At 56.3% G+C, this 24,817-nt stretch carries 23 protein-coding genes and 4 tRNA genes; 8 read left to right on the forward strand and 19 right to left on the reverse strand.

Annotation, left to right across the window (positions count from 1 at the left end; all coding sequences use genetic code 11):
• Nucleotides 1-239 precede the first annotated feature (239 nt).
• The 5 genes from rplS to ffh all read right to left on the reverse strand — a co-directional run bounded on the left by rplS (nt 240) and on the right by ffh (nt 3,732).
• Entirely contained in the window at nt 240-587 is a 348-nt protein-coding gene (gene rplS, locus SANT_RS16395; RefSeq protein WP_025423346.1) for a 50S ribosomal protein L19, read from the reverse strand.
• A 62-nt stretch (nt 588-649) separates the two neighbouring features.
• Nucleotides 650-1,405, reverse strand: a complete 756-nt coding sequence (gene trmD, locus SANT_RS16400) for a tRNA (guanosine(37)-N1)-methyltransferase TrmD (protein WP_025423347.1) — start codon at nt 1,403-1,405, stop codon at nt 650-652.
• Nucleotides 1,406-1,443: 38 nt separating this feature from the next.
• Nucleotides 1,444-1,992 (reverse strand): ribosome maturation factor RimM, encoded by a 549-nt coding sequence (gene rimM, locus SANT_RS16405; RefSeq protein WP_025423348.1) that lies wholly within the window; start codon nt 1,990-1,992, stop codon nt 1,444-1,446.
• Nucleotides 1,993-2,010: 18 nt separating this feature from the next.
• Nucleotides 2,011-2,259, reverse strand: coding sequence for a 30S ribosomal protein S16 (rpsP, locus tag SANT_RS16410; protein WP_011410519.1), 249 nt, complete (start codon nt 2,257-2,259; stop codon nt 2,011-2,013).
• 111 nt (nt 2,260-2,370) lie between these two features.
• Nucleotides 2,371-3,732, reverse strand: coding sequence for a signal recognition particle protein (gene ffh, locus SANT_RS16415; protein WP_025423349.1), 1,362 nt, complete (start codon nt 3,730-3,732; stop codon nt 2,371-2,373).
• Nucleotides 3,733-3,896: 164 nt separating this feature from the next.
• On the opposite strand from ffh, the gene SANT_RS16420 reads away from it, so the two are divergent.
• A complete protein-coding gene (locus tag SANT_RS16420) occupies nt 3,897-4,685 on the forward strand; it encodes a cytochrome C assembly family protein (protein ID WP_025423350.1) in 789 nt (262 codons plus the stop codon).
• 26 nt (nt 4,686-4,711) lie between these two features.
• Nucleotides 4,712-6,001: an HlyC/CorC family transporter gene (locus tag SANT_RS16425; protein WP_025423351.1), complete on the forward strand. Its 1,290-nt coding sequence runs from the start codon at nt 4,712-4,714 to the stop codon at nt 5,999-6,001.
• 260 nt (nt 6,002-6,261) lie between these two features.
• On the opposite strand, the gene luxS is transcribed toward SANT_RS16425, so the two are convergent.
• The 12 genes from luxS to pncC all read right to left on the reverse strand — a co-directional run bounded on the left by luxS (nt 6,262) and on the right by pncC (nt 15,930).
• Entirely contained in the window at nt 6,262-6,777 is a 516-nt protein-coding gene (luxS, locus tag SANT_RS16430; RefSeq protein WP_025423352.1) for an S-ribosylhomocysteine lyase, read from the reverse strand.
• A gap of 158 nt (nt 6,778-6,935) precedes the next feature.
• Nucleotides 6,936-8,498 (reverse strand): glutamate--cysteine ligase, encoded by a 1,563-nt coding sequence (gene gshA, locus SANT_RS16435; RefSeq protein WP_025423353.1) that lies wholly within the window; start codon nt 8,496-8,498, stop codon nt 6,936-6,938.
• Nucleotides 8,499-8,574: 76 nt separating this feature from the next.
• The gene (gene yqaB / locus SANT_RS16440; protein ID WP_025423354.1) at nt 8,575-9,147 is read right to left on the reverse strand and encodes a fructose-1-phosphate/6-phosphogluconate phosphatase; all 573 of its coding nucleotides are present in this window, start codon (nt 9,145-9,147) and stop codon (nt 8,575-8,577) included.
• Between the two features lie 537 nt (nt 9,148-9,684).
• Nucleotides 9,685-9,761: transfer RNA gene (locus SANT_RS16445), tRNA-Arg, on the reverse strand.
• Nucleotides 9,762-9,876: 115 nt separating this feature from the next.
• Nucleotides 9,877-9,953, reverse strand: a tRNA-Arg gene (locus tag SANT_RS16450).
• 114 nt (nt 9,954-10,067) lie between these two features.
• Nucleotides 10,068-10,144, reverse strand: a tRNA-Arg gene (locus tag SANT_RS16455).
• 8 nt (nt 10,145-10,152) lie between these two features.
• A tRNA-Ser gene (locus tag SANT_RS16460) sits at nt 10,153-10,245 on the reverse strand.
• A 265-nt stretch (nt 10,246-10,510) separates the two neighbouring features.
• Nucleotides 10,511-10,696 (reverse strand): carbon storage regulator CsrA, encoded by a 186-nt coding sequence (csrA, locus tag SANT_RS16465; protein ID WP_011410512.1) that lies wholly within the window; start codon nt 10,694-10,696, stop codon nt 10,511-10,513.
• Between the two features lie 254 nt (nt 10,697-10,950).
• Nucleotides 10,951-13,578 carry an alanine--tRNA ligase gene (gene alaS, locus SANT_RS16470; protein WP_025423355.1) on the reverse strand — a complete coding sequence of 876 codons (2,628 nt, stop codon included), beginning with the start codon at nt 13,576-13,578 and terminating at the stop codon, nt 10,951-10,953.
• A gap of 145 nt (nt 13,579-13,723) precedes the next feature.
• Entirely contained in the window at nt 13,724-14,209 is a 486-nt protein-coding gene (locus SANT_RS16475; RefSeq protein WP_025423356.1) for a regulatory protein RecX, read from the reverse strand.
• Nucleotides 14,210-14,262: 53 nt separating this feature from the next.
• Nucleotides 14,263-15,330 carry a recombinase RecA gene (gene recA, locus SANT_RS16480; RefSeq protein ID WP_025424172.1) on the reverse strand — a complete coding sequence of 356 codons (1,068 nt, stop codon included), beginning with the start codon at nt 15,328-15,330 and terminating at the stop codon, nt 14,263-14,265.
• A gap of 111 nt (nt 15,331-15,441) precedes the next feature.
• Entirely contained in the window at nt 15,442-15,930 is a 489-nt protein-coding gene (gene pncC / locus SANT_RS16485; RefSeq protein ID WP_038669821.1) for a nicotinamide-nucleotide amidase, read from the reverse strand.
• A gap of 292 nt (nt 15,931-16,222) precedes the next feature.
• On the opposite strand from pncC, the gene SANT_RS16490 reads away from it, so the two are divergent.
• A complete protein-coding gene (locus tag SANT_RS16490; RefSeq protein ID WP_025423357.1) occupies nt 16,223-16,993 on the forward strand; it encodes an amino acid ABC transporter substrate-binding protein in 771 nt (256 codons plus the stop codon).
• A 24-nt stretch (nt 16,994-17,017) separates the two neighbouring features.
• A complete protein-coding gene (locus tag SANT_RS16495; protein WP_025423358.1) occupies nt 17,018-17,677 on the forward strand; it encodes an amino acid ABC transporter permease in 660 nt (219 codons plus the stop codon).
• A 75-nt stretch (nt 17,678-17,752) separates the two neighbouring features.
• Here SANT_RS16495 and mltB read toward each other — a convergent pair whose 3' ends face one another.
• Nucleotides 17,753-18,841 (reverse strand): lytic murein transglycosylase B, encoded by a 1,089-nt coding sequence (gene mltB, locus SANT_RS16500; protein ID WP_025423359.1) that lies wholly within the window; start codon nt 18,839-18,841, stop codon nt 17,753-17,755.
• Nucleotides 18,842-18,936: 95 nt separating this feature from the next.
• Entirely contained in the window at nt 18,937-19,278 is a 342-nt protein-coding gene (locus SANT_RS16505; protein WP_025423360.1) for a zinc ribbon domain-containing protein YjdM, read from the reverse strand.
• 483 nt (nt 19,279-19,761) lie between these two features.
• Between SANT_RS16505 and nqrC the strand changes: the two genes are divergently transcribed.
• The 4 genes from nqrC to SANT_RS16530 all read left to right on the forward strand — a co-directional run bounded on the left by nqrC (nt 19,762) and on the right by SANT_RS16530 (nt 24,815).
• The gene (gene nqrC, locus SANT_RS16515; protein WP_025423362.1) at nt 19,762-20,520 is read left to right on the forward strand and encodes an NADH:ubiquinone reductase (Na(+)-transporting) subunit C; all 759 of its coding nucleotides are present in this window, start codon (nt 19,762-19,764) and stop codon (nt 20,518-20,520) included.
• A gap of 258 nt (nt 20,521-20,778) precedes the next feature.
• A complete protein-coding gene (locus tag SANT_RS16520) occupies nt 20,779-22,755 on the forward strand; it encodes an FTR1 family iron permease (RefSeq protein WP_025423363.1) in 1,977 nt (658 codons plus the stop codon).
• A 33-nt stretch (nt 22,756-22,788) separates the two neighbouring features.
• Nucleotides 22,789-23,316 carry an iron transporter gene (locus SANT_RS16525; protein WP_025423364.1) on the forward strand — a complete coding sequence of 176 codons (528 nt, stop codon included), beginning with the start codon at nt 22,789-22,791 and terminating at the stop codon, nt 23,314-23,316.
• Between the two features lie 119 nt (nt 23,317-23,435).
• Nucleotides 23,436-24,815, forward strand: a complete 1,380-nt coding sequence (locus SANT_RS16530; protein ID WP_025423365.1) for a Fe-S-containing protein — start codon at nt 23,436-23,438, stop codon at nt 24,813-24,815.
• Nucleotides 24,816-24,817: the final 2 nt, after the last annotated feature.

Here is a 24,817-nt window from a genome sequence, read left to right on the forward strand (position 1 = left end):
CTCTATCTATTCATTGTCTTCTCGCCTTTTTTCACGTGGCCGATAAATTGTTTATTGATTTTCCCTCTATGGCTGAACACCTAAGCGTTTTTCCGCCACCAGGTTATTTATGGCGTTTAGTGTTGTGATTATCTTTGCTCAGTGAGATGACAACCTACACCACCGCGCCAAAAAAAAGGGTCAACCCATTGGTTGACCCTTGACTAACTAAACACTTTCGGATGTTGCGAAAGCGTACCTTAGTTCAGGCGCTCTTTAATACGCGCTGCCTTACCGGTACGTTCACGCAGGTAATACAGTTTGGCCTGACGAACGGCACCACGACGTTTCACGGTAATGCTGTCGATGACCGGAGAATGCGTCTGGAACACGCGCTCAACGCCTTCGCCGTTGGAGATTTTGCGAACAGTGAATGCAGAATGCAGACCGCGGTTACGAATAGCGATAACCACGCCCTCGAATGCCTGCAGACGTTTTTTGCTGCCTTCAACAACCCATACCTTAACTTCCACCGAGTCGCCGGGGCGGAAGGACGGTACGTCCTGCTTCATCTGTTCTTGTTCAATTTGCTTAATAATGTTGCTCATAATTGGTCTCTTACCCTAGGTAAACTGATAGTTCAGGCTAACCGGCCAGCTGGCCGATCCCTTTAATCATCTTGTTGCATCACCCGATATTCCCGCTGGAATTCGGCTAGCAACGTTGCTTGCTCGTCAGTCAGAGCTAGGCTTTCCAGAAGTTCAGGTCTTCTCAGCCAGGTACGGCCCAAAGACTGTTTCAGACGCCAGCGACGAATCTCAGCATGATTGCCCGACAGCAGAACTGGCGGAACCTCCATGCCGGCCAACACCTCAGGACGGGTATAGTGCGGGCAATCCAGCAGCCCTCTAGCGAAGGAGTCCTCCGCCGCGGAGGCCTCATGCCCCAGTACACCCGGAATAAACCGGGAAACCGAGTCAATCAGCGCCATGGCCGCTAATTCACCGCCGCTGAGCACATAATCACCCATTGACCATTCTTCATCAATCTCGGTGGCGATTAAACGCTCATCAATACCTTCGTAACGGCCGCAGACCAAAATCATCTTTGGATTGGCGGCCAGCTCGCTCACGCCTTGCTGATCGAGCTTACGACCCTGAGGGGAGAGATAAATCACCTTCGCCCCTTCGCCTGCCTTGTTTTTTGCCTCGTGAATCGCATCCCGCAAGGGCTGCACCATCATCAGCATACCCGGTCCGCCGCCGTAAGGGCGATCGTCCACGGTACGGTGCCGATCGTGGGTAAATTCACGCGGGCTCCAGCACTGCACCCGCAGCAGGCCATTTTTCACTGCCCGGCCCGTCACCCCGTAATCGGTAATGGCGCGGAACATCTCGGGAAACAGGCTGATAACACCAATCCACATCCCGCCGCTTCCGCTATCGCCACCCTCAGAATCGGGGGTCAAAAGCCCGGATCCCAGTCAACTTCAATGACGTGGGCCGTGAGATCGACGTTCTTAATCACCTGCCCGTCGAGGAACGGAATCAACCGCTCCTGAATGCCAAAGGCATCTTTCAGGTTGGCTTTCACCACCAGAACATCGTTCGAGCCGGTTTCCATCAAATCAATGACTTCCCCCAGCTGATAACCGCCGACGGTGACGACCTGGCACCCCAGGAGGTCTTTCCAGTAGTACTCGCCGCTGTCGAGGTCCGGCAATTGCGACGCGTCGACGACGATTTCGCAATTGGTCAAAAGCGTCGCCGCTTCCCGGTCTTCGATGTCCCTGACCTTGATGATCAGGTCCTGATTGTGGCGCTTCCAGCTTTCCAGCCCAATCGGCTGCCACTCACCGGCCCTTTTGATGAACCAGGGCTGGTAATCAAAAATGCTTTCGGCTTCTTCAGTGGATGAAAACACTCTGAGCCAACCGCGAATGCCATACGCCGAGCCCATCTTGCCCACGACTACCGGCTCAACGGGTGCTGCGATACGGAGTTGTTTGCTCATTTTCACCACCAGCAGGCGTTATGCTGCTTTTTTCGCGTCTTTGATCAGCGCGGAAACGCGTTCGGAAACCGTTGCGCCCTGGCCAACCCAATGTTCAATACGATCCAGATCCAAACGCAGACCTTCAGCCTGACCGGTAGCGATCGGGTTGAAAAAGCCAATACGTTCAATAAAGCGACCGTCGCGCGCATTGCGGCTGTCGGTCACGACGATTTGATAGAACGGGCGTTTTTTAGCGCCGCCACGTGCCAAACGAATTGTTACCATAACATCCTCTTTAGTTAATAAAACAACCGGGCCCTGTCGGGGAACGGGGCCCGGTTGCCGTATAAAAAGCCCCAAAATTTTACTCGTTTCGGGGTAAAAAGCAATCGATAGTTAACGACCGGGGAAGCCGGGCGGCATCATACCCTTCATATTGCGCATCATTTTCGCCATACCGCCCTTTTTCATTTTCTTCATCATGCGCTGCATGTCGTCGAACTGTTTCAGCAGGCGGTTAACATCCTGGACCTGCATGCCGGAGCCGGCGGCGATACGGCGTTTACGCGAGCCTTTAATGATGTCCGGGCTAACGCGCTCTTTGGCGGTCATGGAATTGATGATAGCCTCCATGCGCACCAGGACTTTATCGTCCATTTGCGATTTGACGTTGTCCGGCAGCTGGCCGACGCCGGGCAGCTTGCTCATCATGCTGGCCATGCCGCCCATATTGCGCATCTGCTTGAGCTGATCCAGGAAGTCAGTCAAATCGAAACCGTCGCCTTTCTTCAGCTTGCTGGCCAGCTTCTCCGCCTGGGCGCGATCGACCTTGCTTTCAATGTCCTCGATAAGGGACAGCACATCGCCCATGCCAAGTATCCGCCCGGCCAGGCGATCGGGATAAAAGGGCTCCAGCGCGTCGGTTTTCTCGCCGACGCCCATGAATTTGATGGGTTTACCGGTAATGTGGCGGATGGAAAGCGCCGCACCGCCGCGCGCATCGCCGTCCACTTTGGTCAGGATAACCCCGGTCAGCGGCAGCGCCTGATTAAAGGCTTTAGCGGTATTGGCGGCGTCCTGGCCGGTCATGGCATCCACCACAAACAGCGTTTCCACCGGGTGGATGGCGGCGTGGATAGCGATGATTTCCGCCATCATCGTTTCATTTACATGCAGGCGGCCGGCGGTGTCCACCAGCAGCACATCATAAAATTTGAGCTTGGCCTGATTTAGCGCCTGATTGACGATATCGAGCGGTTTTTGCGCGGCGTCGGACGGGAAAAAATCGACGCCCACCGTGTTCGCCAGCGTTTCAAGCTGCTTGATAGCCGCCGGGCGATACACGTCGGCAGACACGACCAGCACTTTTTTCTTCTGTTTTTCGCGCAGATATTTACCGAGCTTGCCGACGCTTGTGGTTTTCCCCGCCCCCTGCAGGCCCGCCATCAGCACCACCGCCGGCGGCTGCGCCGCCAGATTCAGGGCGTTGTTTTCGTCGCCCATGGCGTTCACCAGCTCGGCGCGCACGATCTTGACGAATTCCTGCCCCGGCGTCAGGCTTTTATTGACTTCCTGCCCCAGCGCGCTCTCTTTGACCCGGCTGATGAAATCCCGCACTACCGGGAGCGCCACATCCGCTTCCAACAGCGCCATGCGCACTTCGCGCAGGGTCTCTTTAATATTGTCTTCAGTCAGGCGGCCTCTGCCGCTGATATTGCGCAACGTGCGCGATAATCGATCGGATAAATTGTCAAACATCGTTTCACTCAACCTGGCGTCCGGCCGCTTGCGCGACATTATTGGCGGCAGTATAACACGAAGCAGGCCGGGATCGCTGCCCCCCTTACGACAACGGTTGGAGCATGGCGCGCTGAAGGCTATACTGGTCGCCTCTTTTATTTAAGTCAGACGATGACGCTGCTATGTCCTGGATTTCCCTTCTGGCCTTTATTGCCTATTCCTTGAGCCTTGGCCTGATCTTGCCCAGCATTTTACGCCGCAATAGCGCTTATCGCCGGCTGGCCCTGCTGTCGGCGGCGGTGGCGATGCTGGGACACGGCGCGCTGATTTGGCTGCGCATCTTTGGCGTGCAGGCGGGGCAGAATTTGAGCTTGTTGAACGTGGGCTCACTCATCAGCCTTATCATCTGCGTGGTCATGACGGTGGCGGCGTCGCGCAACCGCGGCTGGTTTTTGCTGCCCATCGTTTATATCTTTGCAATGATCCATGTGGCGTTTATTACCCTGATGCCGGGGGAATTCATTACCCATCTGGAAGCCACGCCCGGTCTGATGGTCCATATCGGCCTGGCGCTATTTTCTTATGCGGTGCTGATTATCGCCGCCCTGTACGCGTTCCAGCTGACGTGGCTTGATTACCTGCTGAAAAATAAGAAACTGAGTTTCCATTCCGACATGCCGCCGCTGATGGGTATTGAGCGCAAAATGTTTCACATCACCCAGGTCGGGGTGGTGCTGTTAACATTGACGCTCGCCACCGGTCTTTTTTTCATGCGGGATCTGTTCGTCGCCGAGAACCGGCATAAGGCGATTCTCTCTTTCATCGCCTGGCTGGTCTATATTGTAATACTATGGGGTCATTACCGGCAGGGCTGGCGCGGTCGCCGGGTGGTATGGCTCAGCGTGCTGGGTGTGCTGTTATTGACGCTGGCCTATTTCGGCAGCCGGATCTGGCAAAACGTGATGGCGTAATGCGACGCCGATAAGGAAAGCCCACTTTGGAACATGTTTCAACCAGTACGCTGCTGATCATTCTGGTTATCATGGTATTGGTTTCTGCCTATTTCTCCGCTTCCGAAACCGGCATGATGACGCTAAACCGCTATCGTCTGCGCCATCAGGCAAAACAGGGTAATCGCGCCGCCCGCCGCGTAGAGAAATTGCTGCGGCGAACGGACCAACTGCTGAGTCTGGTGCTTATTGGCAATAACCTGGTCAATATTCTCGCCTCCGCGCTGGCCACCATCGTCGGTATGCGTCTTTATGGCGATCTCGGCGTCGCCATTGCCACCGGGGTATTGACGTTCGTGGTACTGCTGTTCGCTGAGGTACTGCCGAAAACCGTGGCGGCGCTTTACCCGGAACGTATCGCGTTTCCAAGCAGCCTGCTGCTGGTGCCGCTGCAAAAGCTGATGTTGCCCGTCGTGTGGCTGCTCAATCTGATTACTCGCGTATTAATGCGGCTGATGGGCATCAGGCTTCCCTCCAATGTACGCGATGCGCTGAGCAAGGAAGAGCTGCGCACCATCGTGACGGAATCCCGCTCGATGATTTCCCGCCGCAACCAGGACATGCTGATTTCCGTGCTGGATTTGGAAAAAGTGACCGTTAACGACATCATGGTGCCGCGCAACGAGATCGTCGGTATCAATGTCAACGACGAGTGGCGTTCCATTATTCGTCAGCTAACCCATTCGCCCCACGGCCGTATCGTGCTGTACCGCGATAATCTTGATGACGCCATCGGCATGCTGCGGGTTCGCGAGGCCTACCGTCTGATGACGGAAAAACAGGAATTTACCAAAGAGAATCTGCTGCGCGCCGCGGATGAGATTTATTATGTGCCCGAAGGCACCCCGCTCAATGTCCAGTTAGTGAAGTTTCAGCGCAATAAAGAAAAGGTGGGCATTATCGTCAACGAGTACGGCGATATCCAGGGGCTGGTGACGGTGGAGGATATTCTTGAGGAGATCGTGGGGGATTTTACCACCTCCATGTCTCCCAGCCTGGCGGAGGAGGTCATTCCGCAAAGCGACGGTTCGGTGATCATCGAGGGCGGCGCCAGTATCCGCGAGCTTAACAAGGCGTTTAACTGGTCGCTACCGGAAGAGGAAGCGCGCACCATTAACGGTATGCTGCTGGAAGTGCTGGAAGATATACCGCTGGCCAATACCCATACGCATATCGGCAGCTATCAGATCGATATACTGGCTGTGCAGGACAATATGATAAAGCAGGTGCGCATCACGCCCATAAAGCCGTTAAAGCAAGGCGTCGACGGGAAGTAAGCGCCCCCGCCGGGCACGCCGCCGCTCAAACCAGCCATTTTACCTGCCCCCTGGGCCATCCGACCGTTGCTGACGGCGGGGGGGGGTTTATGATCTCCTTCAGGCAGTAACTAAAAAGGCTCACCCGCGGGTGAGCCCTACTCTTAGGCGGTCTATGGTTGAACACCGCTGCCGGCCGCGATAGCGGGCGAACCCGCAGCGGTTATCCGCCGCGCTGGGGGTTCGCCCGCAGGCCGCCGGCAAGGCGCGCTTCGCGCCAACTAGATATGCAGCTCCGCCAGCTTTTCTTTCGGCAGCGCCAGTTCGTCGTTCTGATTAACGCGTATAGCGTTATCCAGAATGTGTTGCGCGATATCTTGCGCTTCCTTGAGCGAATGCATTTGATACGTGCCGCACTGGTACTCGTTCAATTCGGGGATCTGCTTTTGGTCTTTTACCTTCAGCACATCGGCCATCGCCGCTTTCCAGGCATCGGCCACACGCTGCTCATCCGGCGCGCCGATAAGGCTCATATAGAAACCGGTACGGCAGCCCATCGGAGAAATATCTACAATTTCAACGCCTTCTCCGTTCAAATGGTTGCGCATAAAGCCGGCAAAGAGATGCTCCAGCGTATGAATGCCCCGCTCCGGCATCACTTCCAGGTTTGGCCGGCAGAAACGCAGATCAAAGACGGTGATAGTATCGCCATGAGGTGTATTCATGGTTTTCGCAACACGGACCGCAGGCGCCGCCATACGGGTATGGTCTACGGTAAAGCTATCCAAAAGTGGCATGATGTCACCTCCATTAAAAATAATTTATTTTTTTGCGAATGTAAGGAAACCTTTTTCCCCGCCGTGGGTCATAACATATGAAAGACGCGCATTTGTTATCATCATCCCTGTTAACAGGAATGTTAATTTGGCCACAGTTTCTGTGGCCTTTTCTTTTTTCAGCGCCCGTTCTGGCTCGCTAAAAATTCATCGAAACTCAGGCTATCCGCCGCTTCCAGAGCACGCTGCCGCTGCCAGGAGCGTACCCGTTCATCATCAAGCTCCGCCGCCTTCAGCACCTCTAGCGGCTCATCGCGCAGCGTTTGGCGATAATCGTTGGCCAATATCAACCCCAGCCCGCCAATACCGTGCTCGATTAATTGATCCAGAAAACGGGCGGAGAGTGTCAGCTCGGGATAATCGAAACCCGCCACCAGTTTATCGCACACCTGCTGGTAGTGCGTGTCACCATTATTGCTGTCGAGGGTTTCGGCCACGCGCCGCAGATCGCTAAACAGCGATTTGCCGAGGGTGGTCAGCGGCTGCTCGGTGCTGCCGCAGTCAATACCGAGCATCAGGCCGGGCTTGCGCCCTTCGAGGATCACCCGATTCCAGTTGCTGCGGGTACAGAGTAACTCTTCCGCGCTCATCTCCGGCGCTTCAGCCAGCGTACACCAAATCAGAAAAAGATCCAGAAAGCGCGCCTGCTCTTCGTCTACGCCCACCGGCGAGAAAGGGTTGATATCCAGAGAGCGCACTTCCACATACTCAATACCGCCGCGCATCAGCGCGTCGGACGGGGATTCGTCATTCCGCGTCACCCGCTTGGGCCGTATCGGCGCATACAGTTCGTTTTCAATTTGCAACACATTCGTATTCAGCTGCAGATAACGGCCGTCCCGTTGCAACCCCATGCGCTGGTAGTCGGCGGAGGGGGTTTTAATCGCCTGTTTTAGACCGCGGACATACTCATCCAAATGGTTAAAGGTAATGCCCAGCTGACTTTGCGACTTATTGGTGTAGCCTAAATCGCTCAAGCGCAACGAGGTCGCGTAGGGCAGATAAATCAGCCCCGACGGCGCGTGCTCAAACGGCAGATCGGTCGTGCGGCCGTTGAGGAAAGACGGACAGATGCCCGGCGAGGCGCCAAAGAGGTAAGGGATAATCCAGCCGAATCGATAATAGTTACGGATAAGCCGCAGGTAGCCGGCGGAGATCGCCTCCTTGCCGCTTACCTCGTCGCGAATACCGGCGTAGGCCTGCCAGAAGGCCAGCGGCAGAGAGAAATTGTAATGCACGCCGGCTATCACCTGCATCAGGGCGCTATAGCGATTCTTTAATCCTTCGCGGTACAGCGTCTTCATACGCCCGATGTTAGAACTGCCGTATTGCGCCAATTCGATGGGCTGAGCGCCGTCAATGAAACACGGCATGCTCATCGGCCACAGGCGTTCATCCCCCAGGTGGCGAGCGACATAACGATGTATATCGCGCAACAGCGTCAGCATATGGCCGATATCGTCGTCAACCGGCGTAATAAACTCCAGCAGCGCCTCGGCGAAATCGGTTGTGATCCACTTATGGGTCAGCGCCGAGCCGAGGGACTCGGGATGGGGGGTCTGCGCCAGGCTTCCGTTGGCATTGATGCGCAGCCCTTCACGCTCGACGCCGCGACGAATGCCCTTCAGTGCTTGAGGGTTGGCTTCCAGCCAGGAAAGCGCGTTTGATACATCCGGGATCAAATTGACCTCCCGCAGTTGACAGTGTTTGGGCTTAGCATAAGGGTTCCGGCTCGTTCAAGGCCATGGTTGATTAACGTCACGCGCTCAAGGCCCGAACATCGACAAACGCCATTTTGGCCGCCTGCGCGGCCATAATACCAAAGTCGGCGTCTTCAAAAACTACGCAGGCCTCGGGCGGAACACCGATAAGCTCCGCGCAGCGCAGGAAGGTTTGCGGATCGGGTTTATGACGGCTGACATCGTCGGCGCCGACGATGGCGTCGAAATAGTGCAACAGCCCGAGATGGCGCAATAGGGCCTCCGCCATCGCATGTTCACTGCCGGTCCCCACCGCCATCGGACGTTTGCCATGGTAGCGCTTGACGACGTCGATAAGGGGCAGCGCGGTCACATCGTCAAAGAGAATGTTATGCAGCGCCGCGGTTTTTTCACGGGCCAACTGATGGGGATCGATGGGCGATTGATGATGCTCAATGATCATTTTCGCAATATGCCAGGTCGGCGATCCGTTTAACGAGACCACGGCCGCCTCGTCGAACTGCATCCCGTAAGGCGCCAGCGCCTGGCGCCAGGCTTTGCGGTGCGTCGGTTCCGTATCAAGCAGCGTGCCATCCATATCGAAGATCAATCCTTGGTACTGATCGTACATCGTTGCTCACCTGAAGCTGTAAAATAAGCGTTTACTTTAGCGCAATCTCGTAACATTGTCGCTGATTCTGTTGGCGCCGGATGTGCCTCGCGGTTTGGAATGGCGCGCCGCGGCAGGCGCTTACCCAGGCGAGACAGGCGCAAAGGATGCGCGATGGCTGAACGGTCTCAGCCGAAAAGAAGTCGTTCACCGGACTCAGGGCGGATACGCCACGGCGGGCCATCTTGGTCACTTAACGGCAGGGGTTGGGAACACCGACACCGTTAAAAACACCCAGAGAGAAACGCCGACGTGGTGAGGGGCAACGAGAGACGCTGAGAGTGAGAGAAAGAAACGAGCGCGCGCGACGGCGATAATGCGAGAAGCCGCGAGGATGGCGATCGCCAGCAATCGGGCGATACGGCAGGGATGGCCATGCGATAATGATGACGCCGCAGACAACGCATCAGAGGAAAACGCAAAACGGTGCAGAAGGCAATCGGCTTAGGACTAAGCCACAAAGATAAGAAACAAAGCAGCAGGTAACGACATGAGGAATGGTGCATCCGGGAGGATTCGAACCTCCGACCGCTCGGTTCGTAGCCGAGTACTCTATCCAGCTGAGCTACGGATGCGTGTTAACACTAAAGTGATGATGCGCGGTGTGTTTCTATACGTAAAGCATAGCGCTTTGCGTTGGCCGGCAGGTCAAACCCGTCCGGTCCCTGACCCTGTCGCCGAGCCAGTGAATGGTGCATCCGGGAGGATTCGAACCTCCGACCGCTCGGTTCGTAGCCGAGTACTCTATCCAGCTGAGCTACGGATGCATTTAATAATTATTATGACGTCATGTGCGACGTGCTTTTCTTTGGACTGTCCGACATTTACCGCTCCGGCAAGTGTATTCGCCGGGCCCCTGACTCTGCCACCAAGCCAGTGAATGGTGCATCCGGGAGGATTCGAACCTCCGACCGCTCGGTTCGTAGCCGAGTACTCTATCCAGCTGAGCTACGGATGCATTGTAAATGGCGGTGAGGGAGGGATTCGAACCCTCGATACAGCTTTTGACCGTATACTCCCTTAGCAGGGGAGCGCCTTCAGCCTCTCGGCCACCTCACCTACGCGCCGCTGTTGAAGCTCATCGGCACTGCGTGGCGCACATATTACTTTCTGGGCTTGATAAGTCAAACCCTTTTTTGCCCGCCGGGAAGCGATTGCGCAATTCCCATGCAACTTGCGCAGATTGGCAGCTAAATAGCGGTAAAATAACCGTCTCTTGGCCATTTTTGGAAAGCAGAGGAAACAGACTGAAGAAAAAGAAAGACGCTGATAACGGGGTTATCACGGGCCTGCGCCTCGCACGGGGCAAGGCGCTGAAAAGGGATCAGTAAGGAGTCTGTTGCGACTTCTCAGCCTGGATACGCTGGTATATTTCTTCGCGGTGCACAGAAACTTCTTTAGGAGCATTAACACCGATACGGACTTGGTTGCCTTTGACGCCTAAAACAGTAACCGTAACCTCATCGCCTATCATGAGGGTTTCACCAACTCGACGAGTCAGAATAAGCATTCTTTGCTCCTTGAAAGATTAAAAGAGTCGGGTCTCTCAGTTTCCCGCCATTATCCATCATATACCGTGAAAGCGTAAGCCGTGTAGCATGCATGCGACACACGCCGGCCGGCCGGGCGCTTTCCATATCTGGTATAAGTTTAGTCGATATGACCAGCTTCGCGCCTAACTTTTGTTTCCCGGAAGAGTATGTATTGAAACACCCTAACTTAACAGAAAGTTAGGGTGTTTATTATAACGTATTCTTATTCTACTCAGAGTTTTGCGGCCAGCATTGCATCTAAGCTTGCCAGCGCGGCCGGTAAAGCGGCGATGTCGCTGCCGCCCGCTTGCGCCAGATCGGGGCGTCCACCGCCTTTCCCCCCCACCTGCTGCGCGAGGTGACCGACAATATCACCCGCTTTGACCCGCTCGGTCAAATCTTTGGTCACGCCGGCTATCAGGCTAACTTTACCTTCCGCCGCCGTGGCGAGAACGATGACCGCCGAACCCAATTGGTTTTTCAGGTCGTCCACCATGGTGCGCAGCATTTTCGGCTCGACATTGTCCAGTTGGCTCACCAGGACCTTGACGCCGTTGATATCGCGCACGTTTCGGCCGAGCGATGCGCTTTCCTGCGCGGCCTGCTGGTTTTTCAACTGCTGGAGATCCTTTTCCAACTGGCGAGACCGCTCCTGTAGCGCCCGTACTTTATCCACCAGCGTTTGACTGTCGCCTTTCACCAACTGAGCAATATGATGCACCAAATCGCTCTGCTGATGAAGCGACGCCAGCGCCCCTTCGCCGGTGACCGCTTCGATACGGCGGATACCGGCGGCGGTGCCGGATTCCGAAGTAATGCGGAACAGGCCGATATCGCCGGTGCGGCTGGCGTGGGTCCCGCCGCACAGCTCGGTAGAGAAATCACCCATGCTCAGCACCCTGACCTGCGCCTCGTATTTTTCACCGAACAGCGCCATGGCCCCTTTATTGCGGGCGTCTTCCAGCGCCATAATCTCCGTCTGGATGGGCAGGTTGCGGCGGATCTGCGCATTTACGATATCTTCCACCCGGCGGATCTGTTCGGGTTTCATGGCTTCATTATGGGAGAAGTCGAAACGCAGGTAGTGATCGTTCACCAACGACCCCTTCTGCCCGACATGTTCACCGAGTACCTGACGCAGCGCCGCATGCAGCAAATGGGTGGCCGAATGATTCAAGCGGATGCGCTCGCGTCGCGCGCTATCGACCTGCGCCGCGACCTGCGCGCCCAATTTCAGTTCACCGTAGCTAAGCTTGCCCAGATGGCCAAATGCCTTGCCGTATTTCTGCGTGTCTGCTACCTCAAACACGCCGGAAGCCGCTTTTAATTCGCCCTGATCGCCCACCTGTCCGCCCGATTCGCCATAGAACGGCGTTTCGTCAAGCACCACCACCGCCTCTTCACCCTGACGGATGACCTCTACCGGCTGGCCGTCGCGGAACAGCGCGGTCACGCGTCCCTGGTGCGCAAGCTGTTCATAGCCGAAGAACCGGGTAGTTTCGTCCACGCGCAGCAGGCTGTTGTAGTCGGCGCCGAAACCGCTCGACTCGCGCGCACGTTTGCGCTGCGCCTCCATGGCGCGTTCAAAGCCCGCCTCGTCGACGCGCAAGTTGCGTTCCCGGCAGACATCGGCGGTCAAATCCAGCGGGAAACCGTAAGTATCATACAGGCGGAAAGCGGTTTCGCCGTCGAGGGTGTCGCCAGTCAGTTTGGCTAACTCCTCGTCCAGCAGCGTCAGGCCGCGCTCCAGCGTGCGGGCGAACTGCTCTTCCTCGGCGCGCAGCACCTGCTCCACCATCGCCTGTTGCGGCTGCAGCTGGCTCGCGGCGCTGCCCATCACCGCGATGAGCGGCGCGACCAGCTTATAGAAAAAGGTGTCGCTGGCGCCCAGCATGTTGCCGTGACGAATCGCGCGGCGGATGATGCGGCGCAGGACATAGCCCCGGCCCTCGTTGGACGGCACGACGCCGTCGCTGACCAGGTACGCGCAAGAGCGAATGTGATCGGCGATAACGCGCAGCGATTTGCTGTCGGGATCGCGGGCGCCGGTTGCCTGGGCCGCGGCGGCGATAAGCGTCTTGAACAGGTCGATATCATAGTTCGAGTTGACATGTTGCAATACCGCGGCAATACGCTCCAGCCCCATACCGGTATCCACCGAGGGTTTCGGCAACGGCAACAGGGTGCCGTCGGCCTGGCGGTTAAATTGCATGAACACCAGGTTCCAGATCTCGATGTAGCGGTCGCCGTCTTCCTCCGGGCTTCCCGGCGGACCGCCCCAGATATGCTCGCCGTGATCATAAAAAATCTCCGAGCAAGGACCGCAGGGACCGGTGTCGCCCATTTGCCAGAAATTATCGGAGGCATAGGCGCTACCTTTATTATCGCCGATACGGATGATGCGCTCGGCGGGTACCCCCACCTCGCTGGCCCAGATGTTGTAGGCTTCATCATCGGTGGCATACACCGTCACCCACAGCTTCTCTTTAGGCAGGTTGAACCATTGTTCACCGGTCAACAGTTCCCAGGCGAACCGGATAGCATCATGTTTGAAATAGTCGCCGAAGCTGAAATTCCCCAGCATCTCAAAAAAGGTGTGGTGGCGCGCCGTGTAGCCGACGTTTTCCAAATCGTTGTGCTTGCCGCCCGCCCGCACGCAGCGCTGCGATGTGGTGGCACGCCGGTAGGAACGGTTATCCAGACCCAGGAACACATCCTTGAACTGGTTCATGCCGGCGTTGGTGAACAGCAATGTTGGATCGTTATCAGGCACCAGTGAGCTGCTTGCCACCACCTGATGTCCCTTGCTATGGAAAAAATCGAGAAACGCCTGACGGATCTCAGCGGTGCTCTTGCTCATAGTTGTCCCGGAATCATGCAAAAAAAGATCGAATCGTGAACAGAATAGCGCAGTAGTAAGGCGCTGCAGTAGCGTTCAGGATCGTAAAAAGTGGGAATAAGATAAATTTTCTTTGGTGCGAAGTAAAATCCCGCACGCCATCTATTTATAAATTTGTATAAATAGACCGGATTTCGTCGAAGGAAAAGCCGCGGGAGAGTAGATAACGCTGCACTTTGATTTTGGTCTGCGGCTCGGCCGGCAGCGGCTGCCCGAACTTTTTCACCGCCACGGCGAACGCCTGCGCCGTGCGATCGATCTCCGCTTCGGCGAAGGCCGCATCGATGTCGTCCCTGTTGATTCCTTTCTGCATCAGTTCCATACGAATGCGCTGTTCGCCATAGCCTTGTTTGCTGCGGCGGCTGACATAGCGCCGGGCGAAGCGCCCATCGTCAAGCCAGTCGTGGTCATGACAATAAGCGATCGCCTGGTCGATCTCGTCCTGGCTTACCGCGGTCGCGGGTTGCGCATCGGTGCGCTCGCGAAAGCGACGGCGCGCTACCGGCGGTACCGCCAACTTACGCCGCAGTTCGGCTTCACTGTGATCGCGGCGGGACAGCAGCCCCAAAGCCCGGTCGAGTATGGAGGCCACCGCGTTAGCGACCGCGCGCCGCAGCCGGCGCCGTCGTCTTCACCGCCTGTCGGTTAAAACTCTTCATTACGCTCGCTGGCGCTTTCGTCCTCGCTTTCCACGTCGCTGACCAGGCTGTTGCCATCGGCGCTATGCAGCAGCATGTCGCGCAGCTTTTTATCCAGCTCCGCCGCCAGTTCGGGATGGTCCTTCAGAAAGGTGCAGGCATTGGCCTTGCCCTGACCGATCTTCTCGCCGTTATAGCTGTACCAGGCGCCCGCTTTCTCTATCAGCTTGTGCTTGACGCCCAGATCGACCAGCTCACCGCGAATGTTGATGCCTTCGCCGTACATGATCTGGAATTCGGCCTGTTTAAACGGCGCGGCGACTTTGTTCTTCACGACTTTGACGCGGGTTTCGCTGCCCACCACCACATCGCCTTCTTTCACCGAGCCGATACGGCGGATATCCAGACGAACCGATGCGTAAAACTTAAGCGCATTACCGCCGGTCGTGGTCTCCGGGTTACCGAACATAACGCCGATCTTCATGCGGATCTGGTTAATGAAAATCAGCAGCGTATTGGCGTTTTTCAAATTACCCGCCAGTTTGCGCATCGCCTGGCTCATCATACGGGCGGCCAGCCCCATATGGGAATCGCCGATCTCACCCTCGATTTCCGCTTTCGGCGTCAGTGCCGCCACGGAGTCGACGATGATGACGTCTACGGCGCCGGAGCGGGTCAGAGCATCGCAGATTTCCAGCGCCTGTTCGCCGGTATCCGGCTGGGAGCACAACAGATTATCGATATCGACGCCCAGCTTTTTGGCGTAGATAGGGTCCAGGGCATGCTCGGCATCGATAAAGGCGCAGGTTTTGCCTTCGCGCTGCGCCGCGGCGATAACCTGCAGGGTCAGAGTGGTTTTACCCGATGATTCCGGGCCGTAGATTTCAACGATACGGCCCATGGGCAGCCCACCGGCGCCCAACGCAATATCCAGAGACAGAGAACCTGTGGAGATCGTTTCAACATCCATGGAGCGATCTTCACCCAGGCGCATGATCGAGCCCTTGCCGAATTGCTTTTCAATTTGACCCAGTGCTGCCGCTAACGCCTTTTGTTTATTCTCATCAATAGCCATTTCAACTCCTATCAAGCGGGGAGCGACATCGCCACCCTCTTTCGCCAACGATATGTACCGGCGGTACTGAGTGCTAATTATACTGTATGACTGTACAGTATCAAGCGGATTTTAGAGAAATGTCGCGAGCAATGTGGTGAGCGCGAAATGCACCGCCTGACGGCGCACCGCGTCCCTGTCGCCCTCGAAATGCATCAGTTGGGAAAAGGGATCGCCCTGCGCGGCGGCGAAACCGAACCAGACGGTACCCACCGGTTTTTCAATCGTGCCGCCGTCGGGGCCGGCGATACCGCTTATCGCCACCGCGTAGTCGGCGGACGCAGCGCGCAGCGCGCCGCAGGCCATCTCCTGCACCACCGGATCGCTCACCGCGCCGTGCTGTTCCAGGGTCCGGGGGCGCACACCCAGCAAATCGGTTTTCGCCTGATTGCCGTAGGTGACAAAGCCGCGCTCAAACCAGCCGGCGCTGCCGGAAACGTCGGTAATGGTCTTGGCCACCAAGCCGCCGGTGCAAGACTCGGCGCAGGTAATAAACTTATTGTCCCGCTTGAGCGCCGCGCCCAGCCGCGCGCTAAGCGCGTAGAGTTCGCTGTCGTTTATCATATTCTTATCCTGAACCGATGTGGCTTACTGCGATCGTGCAGACTGGGCGGCCTGGCTGTCAATAGGTGTTTATAAGCGTCGCATTCCAACTTTTACTTTCGGGACCGCCGCCGCCGGCGCCCTTGTCACGCTGAGCGCGATGCACTACAGTTGCAAACGTACGTGGATTGTATAACCAAACGCAATGACTAATGACATAAAATGCTTTAGACCTGAAAGTAAAATAGTTTAGCATTGCCGGCACCCGAAGCGATGTTTGCCTCTTAATACGGTCTTTTCAGGAATAATCATGAAAAAAATAACTTTGGCACTGTTATTCAGTACCCTCGCATTTACCGCAGCGCAAGTTCAGGCCGCAGACGATTTGGCGGCGATTAAGTCCACCGGCACCATAACCTTCGGCACCGAGGGGACTTATGCGCCTTATACGTTTCACGACGAGAGCGACAAACTGGTCGGCTTTGACGTGGATCTGGGGCGGGCGGTAGCCGAGAAGCTGGGCGTCAAGGCCAAGTTTATCGAAGGTCGCTGGGATGGTCTAATCGCCGGTCTGGACGGTAAACGTTATGACGCGGTCATTAATCAGGTGGGCATCACGCCGGAACGCCAGGCGAAATATGATTTCTCCCAACCTTATATCGATTCAAAAGTGGTGTTGATTACCCGCGACGACAATACCACGATCAAAAACTTCAGCGACCTGAAAGGCCAAAAATCCGCCCAAAGTTTGACCAGCAATTATTCGCAGCTGGCCAGCAAATATGGCGCCGATATTGTGCCGACCGACGGCTTTACGCAATCTGTGGGTCTGGTCATCACCGGGCGCGCAGCCGCCACGCTTAATGACAATTTGTCGTTCTTGGATTTCAAAAAACACCAGCCGAACGCTAAAGTGAAAGTGGCCGCCTCTGAACCCGCCAATGCGCCATCGGGCATTCTGGTGCGTAAAAACCAAACCGCCCTGGTGGACGCCATCAATAAAGCCCTGGATGAGATTAAAGCCGACGGCACCTATAAAACTATTTCGCTGCGCTATTTCGGCCAGGACGTTTCTCAGTAATTTTTTTCTCCGGGAGTCATACCGATGCCGCCATGGCTGCAATTAATGTACGACTCCTTTTGGCGTTTGTTTACAGCCGGGCTGATGTTTACCCTGCCGCTGGCGCTGCTGTCGTTTGTCGGCGGCCTGGTGGTAGGGTTTCTGGTGGCGCTGGTACGTTTGTATGGCCCGCAACCGCTAAAAGGAATTGCTGATTTTTATGTCTGGGTTATTCGGGGAACACCGCTGCTGGTGCAGCTGTTTTTGATTTTCTATGGTTTGCCCAGCGCCGGCGTCACTTTGGACGCTTTCCCGGCGGCTTTGATTGGTTTCACCCTGAGCGTCGGCGCTTACAGCTCGGAGATAATCCGCGGCGCCATCGTCTCGGTGCCCAAGGCGCAGTGGGAAGCGGCATGGGCCATCGGCATGAATTCGACCCAGGCGATGCGCAGGGTCATTTTGCCGCAGTCGGTGTTTGTCTCCATACCCCCGCTGGCCAATTCATTTATCTCGCTTATCAAAGACACCTCGCTGGCGGCGGTCATTACCGTGCCGGAAATGTTTCTGGCCGCGCAGCGCATTGTGTCGGTGACCTATGAGCCGTTGATTCTCTATATCGAAGCGGCGGCGATTTATTTGTTGTTCAGCACGGCGCTGGGTAAGGTGCAAAACCGCCTGGAGCGCTATTTCCGCCGCTACGAATAACCGTCGTTGCCACCCCTTTATTTGACCGACCTCGACGGGCGCTATTCACCAGCGCCCGTTTTTTACCCCTAAACGTTAACCGCCCAGCCGCGCCCGGCTCACCGCCTCGCCCAGTTGCCATACCGCCATGGCGTAATGGGTATTATGGTTGTAGCGGGTAATGACATAGAAGTTCGGCAGCCCGTACCAATACTGGTAACCGGTGCCGATATCCAGACGCAGCAGGCTGGCCTGTTGTTCAGTCCCGAGCGGCGCAAGCGGCGACAGCCCCGCGGCGGACAGCGTCGCCAGGGTATAACGCGTGTCATAGCCATTTTGTAACCAGGGCGCCTGACCGCTGGCGGGCACCGCCACCAAGCCTCCCGGTACCCAGCCGTGGGCATGGAAATAATTGGCGACGCTGCCGATGGCGTCCTGCGGATCCCACAGATTGATATGGCCATCGCCGTCGAAATCCACGGCGTACTGTTTGAAAGAGGAAGGCATAAATTGGCCGTAGCCCATCGCACCGGCATAGGAGCCGCGCAGCGCGAGCGGATCGTCGCCCTCATCGCGCGCCATTAGCAAAAACGTTTCCAGCTCGGCGGCGAAATAGTCGCCGCGGCGCGGATAATCGAACGCCAGCGTCGCCAGCGCATCGATGATGCGCGTTTTGCCCATCACCCTTCCCCAGCGGGTCTCGACGCCTATAATGCCGACAATAATTTCCGGCGGTACGCCATATTGGCGCGCGGCGCGCTGCAAAGCGTCTTCGTTCTGATTCCAAAACACGACGCCGTTTTGCACGTTGTCCGGGGTGATGAATTTTTTACGATAGCGCAGCCAGGCGCCGTTCGGCCCGGCAGGCGCTTGCGCAACAGGCGCGGGCGCCTGCCGCTCCATAAGCCGCAGTACCGAGTCAAGCCGCTGCGTTTGGGCCAGCAGGTTATGCAGCTCCTGGCGGTCAAAGCCATGCTCATTGACCATTTTATCGATAAAACGCTCGGCGTTGGGATTGGCGGCGAAATCGCCATACAGCGCGGGGCTGGCGGCGCCCGCCTGCGGCTGACGCAGGAACCCACCGGTTAAAGGCGCTTCCTGCGAGGCCATATCGGAGGAGGATGGCTTACTACTGCACGCGGCAAGCAGAGCAATTAAAGGAACAAGGGCTGCCAGGTGACGCATTGGGGATCCATGTACCAAAGCTGATAAAAGTAACGCTATGGTAATTCATTGTCACCCTAGAACAAATAGGAAACCCTGTCCCGCGCAACGGAAAGTTATATTTTCTTCACAAATTCCGATTTCAGCTTCATGGCGCCGAATCCGTCGATCTTACAGTCGATATTGTGGTCTCCTTCCACTAATCGAATACTCTTCACTTTGGTGCCGATTTTTAGCGTCGAGGCGCTGCCTTTTACTTTCAGATCTTTAATGACCGTCACCGCATCCCCGTCCGCCAACAGATTGCCGTTGGCATCACGCACCACCAGCCCGTCTTCCGGTCCTGCGCTCGCCTCTGCCTGCGACCATTCGTGGCCGCACTCCGGGCAATTGAGCTGCTCATCCTGTTGCCAGGTATAGGCAGAGTTGCATTTTGGGCAATTTGGCAATTGTGACATAATTATCTCTCTGAAAAGTAAGGTATCTTTGAAATTTGGCAATGAAATCATAGATAAACGTGGCGCCGGTGGGCAATTTTAGCCGATCCTCTCTTCCTTGACTACCTTTCCTCCCGCCGCCGCCCCACTTCCTCCGTTCCCTTCTTCCCACTTGCCCATCTTCCCACTTCCCCTTCTTCCCCATCTTCCCCGCTTTGCTTTTTCGCTGTCTTTTTCCCTTCCTCATCTCTCATTTACTTATCCTCTGTTCCTCACTTTCCCTACTCCTCATTTTTTCTGCCCTAAATAACCGCCCACCCTGCTTATTACCCGAATTATCCCCTCTTCTCATTCCGGCGCCGCCGGCCCTTATCTCCCTTTCCTTTTCCTTATCCTTGATTGCCGTTTGCAAAACGGGTCTGTCGGTGGCATATGTATTCGCCAATAACAATGTTATTTCCACGCTCGCCCAGGGCGTCTTGGAAAGGGTGAGAAAATAAAACAATGAAGAAAGGTAAAATTATTGTTGCATCCCTGATGTTATTTTGTGTTCTCTGTTTTGCGGTGCTAGCCGTGTATTTTTTGCTATTGCAAAACAATAACGCGGAGCCGGCCGATGAGCAGCGAATCGGAGCAATTATTCAGGTTGCCGGGCTGGCCAAAGCCGATGAAACCGACGCGCGCGTCCTGCAAAACCTTTACCATCGTCGGGTCATCGCCCGTCAGGTCGATTTGGCGAGCGGCGCGTTAATACCAAGCGCCTCCTTCCAGGACGCGCCAACATCCTGTGCCACCCTGCCAGCGGACAGGGATCCGGCGCAAATACGCCGTCGCTGCAACACCGGGGAGGTTTACTTCATCCATGAAAATGATAATATTCAACAAGTTATACTACCTATACGGGGTAAGGGCGCGAAGTCGATGATGCACGCGTTTATTGCGTTGGCGCCCGATGGCCGCACGGTGAAAAACTTGCTTTATTACCAGCAAAATGAAACCCCGCTATTGGGCGCGCGGGTAGAAGATCCCGCATGGCTACACCAGTGGGCCGGAAAAAAAGTGTTGAATGATCAAGCGCAGCCCGCACTGAGGGTCGTGCAACAGGGCGCCGATCCGCAGGATGTTTACGCCGTCGACGGTATTACCGGGGCAACAATGACCTCAGTGGGCGTGGAGAAAAGCATTAATTTCTGGATGGGTGAACGTGGCTACGGCCCTTTTTTACGGCGCCTCGCCCAAAATAAACCCGTAATCACGCAGTAAGCCTTCATGCCGACGGAAATAAACGGGGCCGCCATTAAACCGCGACCAACCGAGCACGGTTTTTCGTACGCGTGCTGCGAGGGGTTTATTTCCGTGGTCGCCGTAGGGATATAAAACCCGATAAAATACGCGCTTTAATAACACCAAGCTCTTAAAAAGAAGAGGTTATTCAACGATATTTCAGAGAGAAATTTAAACATTCTGTCACTGTTTGTCATTTTTATGATCCTGGTCATGTACAAATGACAAAAAAGCTTCATGATAATCATTATCATTTGTGTTTTGACGGTATGCATTGTGTTTATTGCCCGATCCTTTCTGCTGGCCGTGTTTGGCGTGCTTTACAGCGCATGCGTCTGGGCGCAAACCCAGTACGCGCCCTTTATTGAAGATATCGAGCAGCGCCTTGATAAAACGGCGGAGCTCTATCAGCAACACCAAAACACCGCGGCGCGCCGCGAAGTACAAATGGCCTATTTCGAGGTCTTTGAGAACCTTGAAGGGCCGATACGCATCAATATCTCCGCCAATAAAAGCTATGAAATGGAGAGCGCGTTCGGTGAAATCCGTCGGATGATTGGCGACGGTAAAGCGGTGAGCGAGGTGCAGTCCAAAATCGCCGGGCTGAAGTCGGCGCTGCGCGAGGTGGCGCCGGTGTTGGACGGCGGGCACCAACTGGTGGCGGAAGAACAGCATACGGCATTGACCCGTACCGATATCGCCGTCTATTGGCAAGACAGTTTCCGCACCATCGATGATTTGCTGGCCGAGGCGGTAAACGCCTATCAGGCGGGCCAGTACGCTGTCGCCAGTGAGCGCGTCAAGCAGGCGCACTTCCAGGGATTCAAAAACTCCGAAATGGAAATGTCGGTGCGCCAAAACCGAAGTGCAAAAGACGCGGCCGCCATCAACCAGCAATTTACCGCACTCACCGCGCTGACCGTCGAGCCCGACCGCCTGAATGACGTTGCCTATCAGGTCACGACGCTGCTGCAGGATATCGAAGACATATTGCCTGGCCTGCCGACCACGCGTGACGGTCAGCCGGTAAGCGCGCAGCCGTCGACCGCGGATACTCCGGCGGCCAGCAAAGAGACACCTGACGCCGATTGGGCCACGGTGGCGGCGGGGATAAATCAGAGCATTGGCGACGCGATTGCGCGTTACCACAGCGGCAGCGCGCAGGACGCGATCCTGGCTGTTCAAGACGCCTACTTTGATCGCTTTGAAGCCACCGGCATGGAAAACAAAATCGGCGCGCGCGATGCCGCGTTCAAAACGCAGCTGGAAAACCATTTCACCCGCCTGGTCAGCCTGATGAAGGCCGGACAGCCGGCGGACAAACTGACGGCGGAGGCCCGCGCGCTACAGCACGATCTGCAAGACGCGGTCACGCTGCTGGGCGCGGGGGATGAAACCCAATGGAGCCTGCTGCTCTATAGTTTGATGATCATCGTGCGCGAAGGGCTGGAAGCGCTATTAATCGTGGCGGCCATCGTCGCTTATTTGGTGAAAAACAACCATCAGGACAAGCTGCCGCTCATCCGCCAGTCGGTAGTTGTCGCGCTATTGGCGAGCGTGATCACCGCCGCCCTCTTTCAGCTGCTGTTTGCCAACTCAGGCGCCAGCCGGGAGCTGTTGGAGGGCATTACGATGCTGATAGCGGTGGTGATGCTGTTCTTTATGAGCTACTGGCTGCTTTCCAAAGTCGAGGCGCGCCGCTGGCAGGCCTGGCTGGAAGGCAAGTTATCCCATTCGTTATCCCGTCAATCGCTCATCGGGCTGTGGTTAACCTGTTTCTTGGCCGTGTACCGCGAAGGCGCAGAGACGGTGCTGTTTTACGCTGCACTGATAGGCGACGCGCAAAATGTTGCCGGCCATATGGCGATTGGCGCCGGATTCGCCATTGGCTGCGTGGTGCTGTTGCTGGCCTGGCTGGTCATGCGCTACTCGGTGGTCAAGTTGCCGCTTAAGCCCTTCTTTATGTTGACCGGCAGTTTTATGTACCTGATGGCTTTCGTCTTTGCCGGTAAAGGAGTGCTGGAGCTGGTGGAAGGCAAACTGTTCCAGCCCACGCTGCTCAGCGGGATGCCGGAAATCGGCTGGCTGGGCATTTATCCCTATTGGGAAACCCTGCTGCCCCAGGCGATTTTGCTGCTCGCGGCGCTGGTCGCGCTGTGGGTGATGCAGCGTCGCGGCACGGTCGCCGGCGAAACACGTCACACCAATCCGTAGTTTTTTTATTTTTACGACCAGAGGAAATGTCAGATGACCATCAACAAGACACTGATCGCCAGCGCTGCGATCGCCGGGATTTTTACCGCGCCCGCCGCGCTGGCGTTTAAGGAATATCCGGCGGGCGAGCCGGTCACCATGAATGAAATGGAGCTGGCCGCCGTCTATTTACAGCCGATTGATATGGAGCCGCGCGGGATGGGGCTTTCGGCGGCAAAGTCCGACATCCATCTGGAGGCCGACATTCACGCCACGGAAGGGAACAAAAACGGGTTTGGCGCGGGGGAATGGATTCCATTTCTGACGATCAATTACACCCTGGTCAACAATGACACCGGCGAAAAGCAGGAAGGAACCTTTATGCCGATGGTCGCCAGCGATGGTCCGCATTATGGCGCCAACATTAAAATGATGGGCGTGGGTAACTACAAAGTCACCTATCACATCGATCCACCGTCAAAAGCCGGTATGCACCGCCATACCGATAGCGAAACCGGCGTCGGCCGCTGGTGGAAACCGTTCGATGTCAGCTATGAATTTAAATACGTCGGCCTGAATTAAGGCGCGGAGGGGAGTGCCTTTAACGGGGGACGGTCGCCGCGCGACCGTCCCGTCCGTCCCGGGATGTTTTATCTGGCGGCGCAACATTTCGCCGCGGCAGCCGTACCTGAGTTGACGTTATGAGTTATTTTTTTACCACAACGCTACAGTCCTTTTTCTGTATCGCCCTGCTTGCCGGTTTGCTCTGGCGACGCCAGCCGCCTCCCGCGCTGCGTCCGCTGGTGTGGACCACGCTGGCGGGTCTGGTGGCCGGTCTGCTTTGCGGGCTGTGGTTCCGAGGCTCTCAGCCGTTGCAGTTGCTGATAGTCAGCGCCGAAGTGCTGGTATCGCTGCTGTTTCTGCTCAGTTTTTGGTGGGTGCCAAACGCCGTGCGCTACCTCTGGCAAGGGGTTTTGGTGTTTGGCGCGGCGCGCCATTGGGCGCTGGATCCGAATCTCGGCGGGCTGACCAGCACCCACGTTCTCAATACCGACCTGCTGTTGAATCTTACCGCGCTGGCGCTGGCGTTTGCTTTGCTGAGCCTTGCCGCCGCGCTTTGCGGCCTGCTGGTGGCGCGTATTCGCTGGGTGTTCTGGCCGCTCGCGCTGCTGGTGCTTGGTATGCTGTGGCTGCCGCTGAGCGGTAACCTACTGTTGTTGTTAATGAAACTGCAGGTTTTGCCGCTGGCGAAGCCCTTGCTCAGCTTTGTCGCCCACGTGACGAATAATGCGGCGCTGTTCAGCTGGGCGGGCGCCGGCCTGTTGCTGTTGCTGGGTGTATGCTGGCTACCGACGCTGTGGCGCCGGCACCGCACCGTGCTCGCGGCGAGCGAACCCATTGCCCGGCGCCTCGCCCGCGCCGAACGGCGCAACGCGCTCCGGTTGGCGCTGACCACCGCCGGCTGCGCCGTCGTCGTTATCGCCGGCCAGCTGTGGTGGAATCTGGTGGCTTCGCAGCCGCCGCGCTTGTCCGAAGCGCAAACGGTGACGCTTGCCAGCGACGCTCAGGTACATATTCCCACCGAACAGATTCGCGACGGTAAACTGCACCGTTTTGTCTGGGTGGCGGATGACGGTAAAGCGGTGCGCTTTTTCGTCATCAACCGTTACCCGGATAAGTTGCGTCTCGGCGTGGTGTTCGACGCCTGCCTGCTGTGCGGCGACCAGGGCTACGTCATGGAAGGCAATCAGGTGATTTGCGTCGCCTGCGGTGTGCATATCTTTATTCCCTCCATTGGCAAACCGGGGGGATGCAATCCGGTTCCCATCGAAAACTGGCGCAACGACGCGCGGGAATTGGTCATTCCCCGCGCGGCCCTGGCCGCGGGAGCGAATTATTTCTCCACGGTGCTGACCATCCCCGTGATCGACCCGGTGGACGGGACGCGGCTCACCAATACCGCGGCTGAATTTAAATATGTCTGGGCCGGTAAAACCTGGTATTTCGCCTCAGACGCGAACTATAACCGGTTCCGCGATGCACCCGAGCAGTTTGCGCCCGGCGAGGCGAAGGAGGAGTAGCC

The sequence above is a fragment of the Sodalis praecaptivus genome (assembly GCF_000517425.1).
In the GTDB taxonomy this organism is placed as follows: domain Bacteria; phylum Pseudomonadota; class Gammaproteobacteria; order Enterobacterales; family Enterobacteriaceae; genus Sodalis_A; species Sodalis_A praecaptivus.

Coding starts and splice junctions, on each gene's coding strand:
- rplS (WP_025423346.1), bottom strand. CDS start 587: ATGAGCAACATTATTAAGCAAATTGAACAAGAACAGATGAAGCAGGAC.
- trmD (WP_025423347.1), bottom strand. CDS start 1,405: ATGTGGATTGGTGTTATCAGCCTGTTTCCCGAGATGTTCCGCGCCATT.
- rimM (WP_025423348.1), bottom strand. CDS start 1,992: ATGAGCAAACAACTCCGTATCGCAGCACCCGTTGAGCCGGTAGTCGTG.
- rpsP (WP_011410519.1), bottom strand. CDS start 2,259: ATGGTAACAATTCGTTTGGCACGTGGCGGCGCTAAAAAACGCCCGTTC.
- ffh (WP_025423349.1), bottom strand. CDS start 3,732: ATGTTTGACAATTTATCCGATCGATTATCGCGCACGTTGCGCAATATC.
- SANT_RS16420 (WP_025423350.1), top strand. CDS start 3,897: ATGTCCTGGATTTCCCTTCTGGCCTTTATTGCCTATTCCTTGAGCCTT.
- luxS (WP_025423352.1), bottom strand. CDS start 6,777: ATGCCACTTTTGGATAGCTTTACCGTAGACCATACCCGTATGGCGGCG.
- yqaB (WP_025423354.1), bottom strand. CDS start 9,147: ATGTACGATCAGTACCAAGGATTGATCTTCGATATGGATGGCACGCTG.
- csrA (WP_011410512.1), bottom strand. CDS start 10,696: ATGCTTATTCTGACTCGTCGAGTTGGTGAAACCCTCATGATAGGCGAT.
- alaS (WP_025423355.1), bottom strand. CDS start 13,578: ATGAGCAAGAGCACCGCTGAGATCCGTCAGGCGTTTCTCGATTTTTTC.
- recA (WP_025424172.1), bottom strand. CDS start 15,330: ATGGCTATTGATGAGAATAAACAAAAGGCGTTAGCGGCAGCACTGGGT.
- SANT_RS16490 (WP_025423357.1), top strand. CDS start 16,223: ATGAAAAAAATAACTTTGGCACTGTTATTCAGTACCCTCGCATTTACC.
- SANT_RS16495 (WP_025423358.1), top strand. CDS start 17,018: ATGCCGCCATGGCTGCAATTAATGTACGACTCCTTTTGGCGTTTGTTT.
- mltB (WP_025423359.1), bottom strand. CDS start 18,841: ATGCGTCACCTGGCAGCCCTTGTTCCTTTAATTGCTCTGCTTGCCGCG.
- SANT_RS16505 (WP_025423360.1), bottom strand. CDS start 19,278: ATGTCACAATTGCCAAATTGCCCAAAATGCAACTCTGCCTATACCTGG.
- nqrC (WP_025423362.1), top strand. CDS start 19,762: ATGAAGAAAGGTAAAATTATTGTTGCATCCCTGATGTTATTTTGTGTT.
- SANT_RS16520 (WP_025423363.1), top strand. CDS start 20,779: ATGATAATCATTATCATTTGTGTTTTGACGGTATGCATTGTGTTTATT.
- SANT_RS16525 (WP_025423364.1), top strand. CDS start 22,789: ATGACCATCAACAAGACACTGATCGCCAGCGCTGCGATCGCCGGGATT.
- SANT_RS16530 (WP_025423365.1), top strand. CDS start 23,436: ATGAGTTATTTTTTTACCACAACGCTACAGTCCTTTTTCTGTATCGCC.